Origin of the sequence: Bacillus sp. PSXD-155 (assembly GCF_049310765.1) — a bacterium.
In the GTDB taxonomy this organism is placed as follows: domain Bacteria; phylum Bacillota; class Bacilli; order Bacillales; family Bacillaceae_G; genus Bacillus_A; species Bacillus_A cereus.
In genome coordinates this window covers 22,073-35,517 of record NZ_JBMOWC010000035.1, presented here as the reverse complement: position 1 = coordinate 35,517, position 13,445 = coordinate 22,073, and the positions used below count along the sequence as shown (strand labels likewise).

Below are 13,445 nucleotides of genomic sequence, written 5' to 3'. Positions count from 1 at the left end.
TATATTGAAATTAATAAAAAACTAAAATAACATCAAGAACTTGCAGATTTACAATATTAAATATCTATCAATATGATTTATTCTATTGATAGATATTTAATTAATTTTACACTTCAGCTAAGGCTTACAAGTATCTCGTATGACTTATCTCAAAATCCCTATTGATGTTAAATTTATTCATTTTTAAGACTAGAAACAAATTAATATAGTAAATTCACATTTTAGGGGTACTACCCCATCACCATCAAGCTAATATTTTAAAGTACTCCCAAAATAAAATTGTTAGCTCTCTACAGTTATTTATGTGAATTCAGCTCGTTTTTTGTTTTGGATGAAAATTATGTTTGAACTTGATAGCAATGTGGTGCTGCCCCTATTAGGCAAATTCGACAAAGAAAAGACACCCAAAGGTGCCTTCCTCCGACTTAAACCATCTTAATTTTATTGTGTTGTTATTATATAAGAAAAGAAGACATCGCCTAAGATGTCTTCTTTTACTTGTACACTTGGTGTTAAGAAGGTATTTATTGCTTAAAAACCATAAAAAAATATAACAATCATCGAGTAAACCTATTATAGCATCAATAAATAGAGTTTTTATATGCGTTTTTACATATATATAGATTTATTTATGTTATATATATATAGTTAAATTGTCTGTTTCTTGTTTTAATTCGTTTGTTTATTTTGAGTGCTCCAGCAATGGAGCCTTTTTTTATGCAATAAAACATTTTCTTAGCATTACTTAGTTGATCTATATTAACTTTACCCTCTTAATTATATCTATATTTTACCAAATAATTATATAGATAACCAGTTTTTTCTAATAATTTAGCGGATTGATAATTTTAATGTTAGTTGTTAATACTTATAGAAAAATTCATCATGCAATGAAAATTGAGAAATCAAGAATTATAAAAAACTTATAGTATCTTTGGGAAAAGTATATTTATAATTTGCATATTAATATGTTATAATTTAATTTCTAAAACTACCAAAAAAGGACTGCCAGTAATGGTGGTCTTTTTTATACTGGTGAGATTGTACTAGGTTGAGCAAAAAAATGGAACTGAAAAAGTTATTTCTAATGAGGATAGCCCTCTTATGATGAAGTTTAATTCAGTGAATCTGCAAGCAAACATAAAAGAAGGAAAAAATTACGATTTTACTTTACGTGGATATAGAATACCTATACTTTCATGGTTTCCAAATTTAGATGGTGCCGAACCACAAAATTAGCACTATTCTTTAATAAAAAATCCGACTCATTTTTTAATGAGTCGGATTTTTTATTAAAGAGCTATTTCGTATTAATTTGTGCCATCATTTAATATGCTATTTTTAAATGATTTCCAAATTTGATAACTAATTATCTAAATTTCTAAATTCTATACCGCACTATCAATTAAACAATTATTAGATATATCTTCTATCTAAAACATCGTATTATCATTAGCTGCTTCACTTGGAATCTCTTGAATTACATCCCAGTGTTCGACAATCTTTCCATCCTTGATACGAAATATATCCACTATAGCAACTCCCTTATCTTGAGAATTAGTACGAGAGTGTACATGAAGAGCAACTGTATCCCCTTCAGCTACTACACGTTTAATCTCTGCAGAGGAATTAGGATTTTTAACAAAATCCTCCTTAAAGAAATCCATGAAGGCTTTTCGTCCATCAGCAACAAAAGGATTATGTTGCTTATAATCTTCGCTAACATATTTAGGGATAATATCGATATTATGTTTGTTAAAAACTTCATTATAGAAATCAACTACCATCTTTTTATTCTTTTCATTTTCTTTCACTTCTTTTGATACAGAAGCAACATTCTCGCTCTTTATTGCGTTCCCTTTGTTATTACCGGTGGAAGCTTGATATACCAAAGTCGAAACTACTCCTAAAATAAATACAGAAATAATTGTTATGATTAAACTTTTCTCTAATTTCATATATACCTACCTCTTCTACTTAAATAAGTTTTCTTCTATAAAAAGTTTGAAGAAGGAGAAACCTTCCCCAAAATGTAATGTCAGGGGTAATGTTAGGAATTTCATTTATCCTAGCCCCCCTATACAAGACATATTAGAAACGATTAGCTCTAACTTAATACCTCATTAACAGTTGCACTGTCCACAATTTGAATAAACTTCTTAACCTTATCGTTCTCATCAAACTTATAAAGATGACAAAAATCTGCTACAAATGACTTCCCTGTAGCTTTATATGTTCCACTATATTTTCCATACACAATAACAGTATTGTTATTAAAAGTATAAATTTCATCTTTAGCGCTATAGTCATCCCATTCCGTGCCAAGACGTTCATGTACGTTTTTCACTACTTCATCTGGACCTATATAAGTACCTGCATATGGAAACCCAGCAGCTTCTGTCCAAGATACATTTTCACTTAAATACGTTTTGAACGCATCCAATTTCCCTTCGCCAGTTAACACATACGTTTCATGTAATAGTTTTTGATATTTATTCATATCATTAACCCCAAGGCATTTCTTTTGTTACAACTTTTGCACTTAATTCTAATACACCTTTATTTGCATAGTCTGGATATGCTGCTTCAAGTTTTGCCACAAAATCTTTTGAAGTTCCACTTTCCTCAGAAGCTTGAACCGCAGTTCTTAGATAATCCATTGTCGCAGTAAGTGCTTGATTATTTAGAGATTTTTCGATTGATCCATGGCTTGGTACAATTATGTCAGCATGTAATGCTTGTAACACTTTCAAGTTCTCAATCCACGCCTCCATCGCCGCTTTTGAGCTAGTATCCGCTAAGAATACATGTATTTCGTTAAATACATCAATACCACCAATTAATACTTTCAGCTCTTTATTAAATAAGCTAGTTCTGTAATGATCTAAGCCTACTAGTTCAAATGTTAACCCCTGAAAGTCAATCGCTTTTTCTTTAAACACTTGAGGTAATACCACGTTACTTGGCGCATTTTCTCCAAGGGCGTCTTTCCAAACTTTTAATTTCCCTAAGACAGAATGAACGATATGTTCAACAGTAGACTCCGTAGCATACGCTATAGCTTCTGGGTAAACGGCTTTAATGCTCTCTAATCCAAAGTAGTAGTCTGGATCCCCATGAATAATAAAGATTTTATCTAGAGATAAGTTGTTTTTTTTCAAATACTCTACAATTTCTTTCGAATCAGATTGAGTAAATTTTGAGTTTATTAAAAATGCATGTCCTGCTTTCTCAACTAATGTTGCTGTGACCATAAAGCTTTTTTCGTCCGAACTAAACACCGTTAATTTCACATCTTTTTGATTTGTATCGATTGTTTTAAACATAGTATGTTATTCTCCTTTTGTTAAAGTTATTAACTAATTATCATATTTTTATCTTGTTTCGATAAAATCTCCCACTCCCATTCATCTGAAAGTGTAATAGTACTGGCGAATATTCCGGAGATGAATGTCAGGTGTCCTAAGATAACATGTTTGCTACTATATCCTAAATTTTCTTAATATAAATTTTTAAAACGCGCTTCAATTTTATCCGGCGTCATTACGCCACCACCAATAGGAATAATTTGATTATCCTTTTGTAAAAGTAAGGAAGGATAGCTATTAACACCAAGCTGTCGAACTTTATTGAAATCATTTTGGACATCTATTATTGTTTCTTGAGCGTTTAAACGTTCTAATACTTGTTCAGGGTCCAAACCATGCTCGATTGCAATTTTGCGATATGTTTCAGGATCACTCAGACTTTGGCCCTCATAATAAAACGCTTTTTGCATAGCCGAAGTGAATTCTAATAAACGGTCTGGCGCTAATGAGCGTAAAGCTGAAAAACCAATTGCAGCATCTTTCGAATTCATTTTAAAAGTCCCTTCCTCCACCAATTTTTGATATGAAGGACCAAATTCAGCACCTGTAAGTTGATTAATTCTTTTATTTCCTTCTTCTATATATGAGAAGTTTTTCATTGGTAAATTATCTAAAAATAACCCTCCACATAAAACCGTTAATGGCACTTCAGTGTGGTTTTTGTAAAATCCTTTAATACTTTCTGAAAAACCATAGCACCATCCACAATATGCATCCCATACATAAATAAGGTTATCTTGTTTCGTCTCCATTTAAATCTCCTACCTTTTTTTTATTATCCAGCTCAACTAAATTTTTGGTTTATATAAGTACATCTTTTTATACCTTGTTCTTTTTTAGATACCTTACTATATTTCCCCAAAACTAATATTTCCAAAGAAAGATCCACCAAGGTTTTTAACAAAAGATAACGTTGCACCTTATTGCCCCGTAACAGAAAATACTAAAGCTTAGAATATGCATTGATTTGAATGTGTTAGTAACTTTCTACACCGGGTGGCAACGTATGGACCACCATCCTTAATTAAATATATAAATCATATTTTTAGCAGATATTAGTTGTAACTAAATTGATTACATCTTTATGTAACTATTTTAGTTACAACTAATATAGAAGTCAATTCTTTTTTTCGAAAACATTAAATTTCTACATTAATCTACAACCAATCCCACTCTTTAAAAAAATATATCAACGATTATTCGATTATATCGATCGTAACTCCGAATATATCAACGTTTCGACACAACATATCGATTTACCGACAAATTTCGAGCGCGTTATCTCCTAAACTAACAACCAATCCCACATCACATTCACCTACAAAGAAAAAAAGCACCAGGTCCCCCTAGTGCTCTCCCTCTAAAACAAATGACAAGCCACCTGATGCCCCTTCGCAATCTCAACCATCTTCGGTACTTCCTGTGCGCATTTTTCAGTGGCGAATTTGCAGCGCGTTCTGAATTTGCAGCCGGATGGTGAGTTTAGTGGGCTTGGTACTTCTCCCTCTAGGATTATTCTTTCTTTCCCAGTGTTTGTTGGATCTGGTTCTGGCATAGATGAGAGTAGTGCTTGTGTGTATGGATGTGCCGGTTTTGTGTATAGGTCTTCGCTGTCGGCAATTTCTACTATGTTTCCTAAATACATGACTCCGATTCTATCTGAGATGTGCCTTACCATCGATAGGTCATGTGCGATGAATAAGTATGTGACTCCTGTTTCTTCTTGAATGTCTTGCAGCATGTTTACGACTTGTGCTTGGACTGAGACATCGAGTGCTGAGATTGGTTCGTCACATAGGATAAAGTCAGGTTTTACAGATAGTGCGCGCGCGATGCTAATGCGCTGGCGCTGGCCTCCACTAAATTCGTGCGGGTAGCGATATAAATGTTCTTCTTTTAAGCCTACCTTTTTCAGAAGGTCTAAAATGATTTCTTTTTGTTCTTCTTTTTCGTAGGAACCGTGAATGTTCATCGGTTCGCTAATAATTTGGAATACGTTCATTGCCGGGTTTAATGATGCGTATGGATCTTGGAAAATAATTTGCATTCGTTTTCTATATTCTTTTAGTTCACTTTCTTTTAAACTTGCGATATCTTTTCCGTCGAATAAAACGTTACCTGAAGTGACATCGTGTAAACGAATGATGCTTCTTCCTGTCGTTGATTTTCCGCAACCTGATTCTCCTACTAAACCGAATGTTTCACCTTTTTTAATGGTGAAGCTAAGGTCATCGACTGCTTTTAATTGCTCTGTTTTCCTGCCAAATAGTCCTTTTTTAATAGGAAAATACTTTTTTAAGTTCCGAACTTCAATTAAGTTTTCTTCATGCATGTGAATCACCTACTGTCTTATCGTTTAACCAGCACATGGAACGTCTTTCGTTTCCGATTTCAAAATATGGCGGACGTTCTTTTTCACAAATGTCCATCGCATGCGGGCAACGCTCTGCGAATGGGCAACCTTGTGGCGGGTTTAATAAGTTTGGTGTTACACCTTGAATAGGAGCGAGTCTTTCTTTTACACCGTTCGATATTTTTGGCAGAGAGTTTAATAGCCCTTTCGTATATGGATGATTCGGCGATTGGAAAATATCAAGTACAGGTCCTTCTTCCATAATAAGCCCGCCATACATAACGATGACGCGCGTACAGTTTTGCGCGACAATTCCTAAGTCATGCGTAATAAGAAGTAACGCCATATTCGTTTCGTTCTTTAAGTTTTTCATTAAATCTAGTATTTGTGCTTGTATCGTTACATCAAGTGCAGTCGTCGGCTCGTCCGCAATAAGAAGGTCAGGGTTGCAAGACATCGCCATTGCGATCATAACCCGCTGCTTCATACCACCGCTTAGTTCATGCGGATATTGTTTTACCCTTTCTTCTGGCGACGAAAGGCCGACTTGTTTTAACAAGTTAATCGCGATTTGCTCTGCTTCTTTCTTTTTCACTTTTTGATGACGTATAATTACTTCCGTCATTTGTTTCCCAATTTTCACGACTGGATTTAGCGCTGACATTGGGTCTTGAGAGATAAGTGAAATTTGATTTCCTCTAATAGAACGTAATTCTTTTTCAGATTTAGAAAGTATGTTTTCATTATGAAAAAGGATTTCCCCTTCTTTCACTTTTCCTGGTGACGTAACGAGAGACATAACAGACTTCGCCATTACACTCTTTCCGCTTCCAGATTCCCCAACGATACCGACTACTTCTCCTTTATTTAAGCGAAATGTAACGCCGCGAACCGCTTCAACTTCGCCACTTTCTATGAAAAAAGAAGTTTTTAAATTTTTCACTTCTAGTAGTTTTTCAGACACGCTTCTCACTCCTTTCACTTAACACTTTAGTTTTCATGTCCGGCTCCTTTTGGTGCGAAAGCTTTCTTCAACGCTTCACCAATTACGTTAAAACTAAGTACCGTTAAAAGGATAAGGAATCCTGGGAAGAGCGTTAAATACCAAGCTTCACCAATATATCCTTGCGCATTGTTTAGCATGCTGCCCCAAGAAGAATCTGGTTCTCTAATACCTAAACCTAAGAAACTAAGTGATGATTCCATTAAAATCGATGTCGCAATCGTTAATGTCGCGGCGATAATAATGGTTGATAAAATGTTAGGAATGATATGTCTTACAATAATCATAAGTGATTTTTGTCCTGATACTTTTGCGTATAAAACGTACTCACGCTCTTTTACAGATAACGTTTCTGCCCTTACAATGCGCGCGGTGTCCATCCATGTTAGTAATCCGATAATAAGAACTAACGTCGTAATTCCTGGTTTTAAATACGCATTTAATAGTAGCATTAAAAAGAATGATGGAATTGACATAAGTACTTCAACAACTCGCATTAAAAAGTTGTCTAACTTTCCTCCAAAATATCCGCTAATTGTTCCGACTGCGGTCCCGATTGTAATAGAAACAACCATCGCAAGGAAACCGACCGCAAGTGAAACTCGTCCGCCATATAACGCTCTCGTTAAGTAATCCCTTCCGTAATCATCCGTTCCGAAAGGATGACTCATACTTGGTTCTTGTAAGCGATCTGGAATTGACATTTTACTAGGATCGTACGGCGATACGAATGCGAAAATTGATGCGACCGTTAAAACCGCAAGTATAATAACTCCCATTGCAACAAACTTATTTTTCGTAAAGCTATGTTTTATCGTTTGAAATCTCCTATTATTCATTCCAAATCACCCCCTCATTCGAATGCGCGGATCTACTACGCCATATAAAATATCAGCAATTAAGTTACCGAGAATTAACATGAATGATGATAGTAATGTAATTGCCATGATAATCGGATAATCAAATCTAAAAATAGCATTTACCCCAAGTGAACCAAGACCCGGCCATGAGAATACTGTTTCCGTAATAAACGCTCCGCCTACTAAACTTGGAATCGATAATCCGAAAATTGTAATAATCGGTATTAATACATTTCGAAGTACGTGATTAAATAACACCGTTTTCTTTGAAGCGCCGTACGCATATTGAATTTGTACATATTCTTCTTCTAATTGCTGAATCGTACTTGAACGAATATATCTCATATAAACAGATACGTTTTGGAACGCTAACACCATGCAAGGTAAAATGCCGTGTTGCACAATATCCCAGACAGAATCTTTACCTACGGTGCGCATACCCATACTCGGAAGTAGGTTCAATTTTAAAGAGAATAAGTAGACTAATAGTAGTGCAAACCAGAAAACCGGCATAGAAATACCAACGTATGAAATAAAGTTTACAATGCGGTCAAAGAACGAATTCTTTTTCACACCTGTAAATAGTCCAAGTGGTATTGCGATTACGAATGAGACGAGTAAAGATGATCCCATTAATCCAATTGTTGCAGGTAATCTTTCTGTGATAAGTTCCAAAACAGGACGATGATTTTGAAGTGAGTAACCAAAGTTTCCTGTTAAAATATTTTTTAACCATAAAAAATACTGCACGTAAATTGGTTGATCTAGTCCTAAACTTTTACGAATACGCTCAACATCAATTGGACTCATGTTTGGCGTAACAAAGTTTCGAACCGGATCCCCCGGCGCTAGTTTTATTAATAGAAAAGAAATAATAGAAATAACAAATAAAAGCGGAATTGCATTTAAAAGCCTCTTCGCAATTACTTTATACACAAACTTCCCCCCTCAAGCTAAAGAAGCTGATTTCCACCAGCTTCTTTATTGTTTCTTATTTCACTTCATAAATCTTAGATAGATCTTCAAACATTGTGACAGGAATTGCTTTCGCTTCTTTTAATCCATCAAACTTTTTATCTACTGCAATAACTGCTTTCGGATACGCGATTGGTAGATAAGGTACGTCTTCTCTAGCTGTCTCTTGAATTTTATGGTATAGCTCTGCGCGTTTTGTTTTATCTGTTTCAACTGCAGCTTCTTCCCATAACTTATCGAAATCAGCGTTTTTATATCGTGCATAATTGTATTCAGCATTACTTAAGAATAAGCTCTTATATGAATCTGGCTCAGGTCCCATTATGTAACCACCAAATGTAATATCATATTCTTTATTCTCTTTATCTAAGCCTTTTTCACTTGCCGCACTAGCATCTAATGCATTTAGTTCAACTTCTAAGCCAACTTCTTTTAATTTTTGTTGTGTATATAACGCTAAGCTTTCCATAATTTTATTATTCGTTACATACATCACACGTACTTTTTCCTTATCTTTCACGCCAGCTTTTGCTAATAAATCTTTCGCTTCTTTTTTATCATACTTATAGTCTTTAATATCTTTCGCATAATACATAGCGTCTGGCGTTAAGATTGAATTTGCTGGTTCTGCAAATTCACCTGAAACGAATGCTGAGTTAATCATTTCTTTCTTATCTAACGCATGCGCAATTGCTTGGCGCACTTCTTTTTTCTTCATAAGATCAGTATTCATGTTATAAGATAAGTAGAATAGTCTACCTTCAGGGAATGTCACCATTGAGAAGTTCCCAGTGCTATCTAATTTCTTAAAGTCTTGCGGCTCAATCATCTTCATGTTGATTTGACCATTTTGCAGTGAAACATTTGCTGTATTACGGTCTTTTACAACTCGGTATACGATAGAGTCTAATTTAGCTTTCCCACCTACATAATCATCGAATCGATCTAATTCAACGTACTCATCTGATTTATATTCTTTAAACTTAAACGGACCTGACCCTACAGGTTGTAAGTTTTTCTTACTCTTCGCTAAATCTGCTTCCCCTTCAAATACATGTTTCGGAATTGGGAAGAAATCATTCATCACACCTTCGAAAGATGCGCTTACTTGTGGTAAAACGAATTGAGTTGTTAACTCATCTACCTTTTTCACCTCAAGCGGCTTTCCTTTAAAAATAAAGTTTTCACGACTTGAGCTATTTTGCTTCTCATCTAAAATAGATTGGAATGTAAATGCTATATCGTCTGATGTAATTTTCTTACCATCATGCCATTTCAAATTATCTTTTAACTTCAGTGTCCAAGTTAATTGATCTTCTGAAGGCGTAAAGCTCTCAGCAAGAACAAACTTTTTCTTACCGTCTTCCATATGATATAGCGGCGCATATAAAGCTTGCTGCACAGTTAATGACACACGATCATTCGCATAAAGCGGATTCATCGTATCTGGATTATCGCTAACACCAATCGTTAACGCCCCTCCGTCTTTCGGAGTCCCTGATTTACTAGTGCTCGCTTGCTTCGAATCTTTTTCCCCTGAACAAGCAGCTAATGCAATAAATAATAGTAGGACAAATGGTAATACAAACAACTTCTTCTTCATATTTCGACCCCTCTCGACTATTTACACCTATAAGAAAACTCGGAATTAATACCGAGTTTTCTTATAGGTTTTAAATTACCACTACCGGTATGTATTGTCAAACTTTTTCGCAAAGGTAGAAAGTTTGTAATCTATTAATGCATTCTTGCGATAAACTATATTTATGCGGAGGAGAAAATAAAAAGACCACGAATAAGTAGCCTCATAAAATGAGTTAAAAAACTATCAACTTACAGAAAATCCCTCTAAAATGATTGCTTTATATGATCGAAAATGTAGAATGAAATTAAAGACAAAAAACACATTTAGGAGGTTATCATGACATTTGATGAATTGAAAAAAAACAAACCAACAACCTCATGGGTTGAGTATGATGAAGATGGGGAATTTTTTACTGAAGAAAATATAAGTGCAACAAATACAGTTCTTGACACTTACATTAACAATTTACAGCGATTAGGAGAGAATCCAACCGAAGTCGAAGTAATGCAAGTTGTTAAAGAGGTAGTTATTAAATTAAATGAATTAAATATCGAACATGACCATTTTATCGAAACAATGGAAAGAGAAGATCTCTATGAATTTATCGATACAGCAGCACGAATAGCTGGCTTAGAATCCGAGGAAGATATAACAGAAGAATGGCGTGAATGGTAAAAAGTTGCATCTCTAATAATTAGAGGTGCAACTTTTTCATATACCAATTGAATGAATGATTTGATGTCCGCGCAGAATTCATATATTTCAACATAATATTAAAAGGCTTCAATTATAAATACTAGCACACCCATCCCAACAAAAAAGACCACCAAAAGGCAGTCTCAAAACTGAATCTTATTCCCTACTCCTTGCTCCACCGCTTTCTCATACAAATACTTCGCAACGATAATATCTACTACCGCTAAACCAACTGATTTGAAAATAGTAATCTCTTCATCATTTTCGCGGCCAGCTTTTTCTCCGCTTATAATTTGACCAAGTTCAGCGTGAATGGCGTTTGCTTTGAATAGACCTTCTTTTATCGGAACTTGAAGGTCTCCTGTTTCGTCTAGTGCTGCTTCTTTTGATTCGACTACTACTTTGTTTGCTTTAGCTATGGCATGTGAGGGTAGTTCTTGCATGCTCGGTCTGAATGAGCCGACGGCGTTTACGTGGACGCCTTTTTGTAGTGTTTCTGAGAAGACTGGTGTGGTTGCGTTCGTAGTTGTGACGATGATGTCTGCTTCATTTGGATCCCTGTAAACGTAAGCTGGTTTTCCAAATTTCTCTTGTATATGTTGCGCAAATGCATACGCTTTTTCTTCTGTTCGATTGTATAAAATGACTTTTTCGATATCTCTAACCGCAAATATTGCTTCGGCAATTCCTTTCGCTTGTTCGCCCGTGCCAATAATGCATAAAGTTTTTGCGTTATGACGAGCTAAATATTTTGTCGCTACTCCTGATAAGGCGCCCGTTCGGATCATCGTTAAGTACGATCCTTCTAGAAGTGCGAGCGGTTCTCCCGTTTGAAAGTCTGATAGCATCACAATCCCGTTGATCGTTTTCTTTCCTACCTGTTTATTTTGCGGGACTACCGTTACTATTTTTACTCCAAGTGCCTCAAGCCCTTCCGCTACTGAAGGCATAATTAATGCCGTATTTTTCTCGTTCCCAAATGGTAACGAACCTCTTATTGGTGTAATCGTTCTTTCTGCGGAAAATTCATTTAAAGCAAGCGCCGCGTATTCAATAACTTCATTCATATTTACTAAGTTTCTTTGTTCGTTCGCGCTTATAACTAGCATATCTTTCCACCCCCTCCCCTTATCCTAACAAAAATCCTCGATTCAAATCATCTCTCGGATCTACAACGAACTGATGAAATCCTGTAATAAAGGCATTCCCCGTTACTTTTGGAACGACAGCTTCATATGTATCTACTGCGGTTACGGATAATACTTCTCCCTGGAATTTCCCATCAGTAATGCATTCATGGATGAATACTTCTCCTTTTTGCAAGGTAGCTTTTTCAAAAAGAGTTGCGATTCTCGCGGAAGTTCCTGTACCGCAAGGAGAACGGTCTACTTGCCCATCAGCAAAAATCGTTACATTTCGTAGCGTAGCACCTTTGTCTTTCGGTTCATCTGAAAAGATAACGCCGTATATTCCTTTCAATCCTTCTTCAAGTGGATGTTTCACTTCCATTTTGCTCTCTATATAATGTTTAATTTTACCGCCCCACATTTGAATAGCAGATAAATCTTTGAAATCAACTTTCAAACCAAATTCTTTACAGTCTACAACAGCGTAAAATGCTCCTCCAAACGCGATATCTACTTGAAATTCATAGTTATCTATTTTAATAGGAACGTCCTTTTTGTATACAAAGGAAGGGACATTTTCAAATGATACAGATTCTACTTCACTCCCGTTATATTTTGCATACGCAATGACTTCCCCAGCCGGGCTATCAATAATGAACTTTTGTTTTTCCCCCTTCACTTCAAACATGCCTGTTTCAATTCCAACTGTAATAACAGCGATAATACCGTGACCACACATCGTACTCCATCCTTCATTGTGCATAAATAAAACACCAAAATCAGCGTGGGCACTTGCTGGCGGTGTAATGATACAACCGTACATTCCGTGATGCCCTCTCGGTTCATACATAAGAAATTCACGAAGGTAATCCAAATGTTCCATACAGTAGGCGCGTCTTTCCAGCTGCGTTTCTCCTTTTATTTCTGGCACTCCGCCCGTAATAATTCGAAGCGGCTCCCCAGCTACGTGTGCATCAATCGTTGTATATATTTTACTAACCTTCATTTCGATCTCTCCCCTATACGTTGATACTCTTTTCATTGCAAATATCATGCCAACGCATAGGGTATAAATTTGTATGCATTTTTTAGAAAAACATACACTACTGTCTATTTTTTTATACACTGTCCAGAGGCTATGTTATGGGGGCCCCCTTGATACAACCAGTCTTATTATTTTCAATGTAAAGTTACTTCGCCCCCCAACATATACTGTTCAAAAGCAAAAAGGAAGTGATCCCATGTATTACGGAACAAAGGGCTGGTACGTAGCTGAACTTAAAAAATTAGGCGTGCGCTATCATGAAGGTCGAAAACTAGAAAGTTACCGCGGACACATATTACGCAATTTACTCATCGCACAACAAGAAAAATTAAAAGAACAGTAATAGACTCCTATCACAATATCAACTTATCGCCACCTGCAAACTGCCAATCAATCACACATCAAACTACACTAAAAAGGTCACCCAAACGGG

13 protein-coding genes are annotated in these 13,445 nt (G+C 35.7%); 2 read left to right on the top strand and 11 right to left on the bottom strand.

Annotated features, from left to right (window positions below):
* Positions 1-1,433 precede the first annotated feature (1,433 nt).
* From ACO6VI_RS25455 to ACO6VI_RS25415, 9 genes are all read right to left on the bottom strand, one after another.
* Entirely contained in the window at positions 1,434-1,958 is a 525-nt protein-coding gene (locus ACO6VI_RS25455) for a nuclear transport factor 2 family protein (RefSeq protein ID WP_065482361.1), read from the bottom strand.
* A gap of 149 nt (positions 1,959-2,107) precedes the next feature.
* Positions 2,108-2,500: a nuclear transport factor 2 family protein gene (locus ACO6VI_RS25450; protein WP_001046367.1), complete on the bottom strand. Its 393-nt coding sequence runs from the start codon at positions 2,498-2,500 to the stop codon at positions 2,108-2,110.
* Between the two features lie 4 nt (positions 2,501-2,504).
* Positions 2,505-3,326: a hypothetical protein gene (locus tag ACO6VI_RS25445; RefSeq protein ID WP_000477272.1), complete on the bottom strand. Its 822-nt coding sequence runs from the start codon at positions 3,324-3,326 to the stop codon at positions 2,505-2,507.
* Between the two features lie 173 nt (positions 3,327-3,499).
* Positions 3,500-4,120, bottom strand: a complete 621-nt coding sequence (locus ACO6VI_RS25440; protein WP_000448622.1) for a DsbA family protein — start codon at positions 4,118-4,120, stop codon at positions 3,500-3,502.
* 608 nt (positions 4,121-4,728) lie between these two features.
* Positions 4,729-5,700 (bottom strand): ABC transporter ATP-binding protein, encoded by a 972-nt coding sequence (locus ACO6VI_RS25435; protein ID WP_000544136.1) that lies wholly within the window; start codon positions 5,698-5,700, stop codon positions 4,729-4,731.
* A complete protein-coding gene (locus tag ACO6VI_RS25430; protein WP_023521279.1) occupies positions 5,693-6,685 on the bottom strand; it encodes an ABC transporter ATP-binding protein in 993 nt (330 codons plus the stop codon). Before ACO6VI_RS25430 ends, ACO6VI_RS25435 begins: the two co-directional genes overlap by 8 nt.
* A gap of 26 nt (positions 6,686-6,711) precedes the next feature.
* The gene (locus ACO6VI_RS25425; RefSeq protein ID WP_001065285.1) at positions 6,712-7,563 is read right to left on the bottom strand and encodes an ABC transporter permease; all 852 of its coding nucleotides are present in this window, start codon (positions 7,561-7,563) and stop codon (positions 6,712-6,714) included.
* Positions 7,564-7,569: 6 nt separating this feature from the next.
* Positions 7,570-8,520, bottom strand: coding sequence for an ABC transporter permease (locus ACO6VI_RS25420; protein WP_000278778.1), 951 nt, complete (start codon positions 8,518-8,520; stop codon positions 7,570-7,572).
* A 55-nt stretch (positions 8,521-8,575) separates the two neighbouring features.
* Positions 8,576-10,162, bottom strand: a complete 1,587-nt coding sequence (locus ACO6VI_RS25415) for an ABC transporter substrate-binding protein (RefSeq protein WP_098834262.1) — start codon at positions 10,160-10,162, stop codon at positions 8,576-8,578.
* A gap of 318 nt (positions 10,163-10,480) precedes the next feature.
* On the opposite strand from ACO6VI_RS25415, the gene ACO6VI_RS25410 reads away from it, so the two are divergent.
* Entirely contained in the window at positions 10,481-10,819 is a 339-nt protein-coding gene (locus ACO6VI_RS25410) for a hypothetical protein (RefSeq protein WP_000141782.1), read from the top strand.
* Between the two features lie 164 nt (positions 10,820-10,983).
* On the opposite strand, the gene ACO6VI_RS25405 is transcribed toward ACO6VI_RS25410, so the two are convergent.
* Both ACO6VI_RS25405 and ACO6VI_RS25400 read right to left on the bottom strand, forming a co-directional pair.
* The gene (locus tag ACO6VI_RS25405; RefSeq protein WP_098818791.1) at positions 10,984-11,949 is read right to left on the bottom strand and encodes an ornithine cyclodeaminase family protein; all 966 of its coding nucleotides are present in this window, start codon (positions 11,947-11,949) and stop codon (positions 10,984-10,986) included.
* A 19-nt stretch (positions 11,950-11,968) separates the two neighbouring features.
* Positions 11,969-12,973, bottom strand: a complete 1,005-nt coding sequence (locus ACO6VI_RS25400) for a proline racemase family protein (protein WP_000868674.1) — start codon at positions 12,971-12,973, stop codon at positions 11,969-11,971.
* Positions 12,974-13,079: 106 nt separating this feature from the next.
* On the opposite strand from ACO6VI_RS25400, the gene ACO6VI_RS25395 reads away from it, so the two are divergent.
* Positions 13,080-13,355 (top strand): YflJ family protein, encoded by a 276-nt coding sequence (locus ACO6VI_RS25395; RefSeq protein WP_115609907.1) that lies wholly within the window; start codon positions 13,080-13,082, stop codon positions 13,353-13,355.
* The last annotated feature ends 90 nt before the right edge of the window (positions 13,356-13,445 follow it).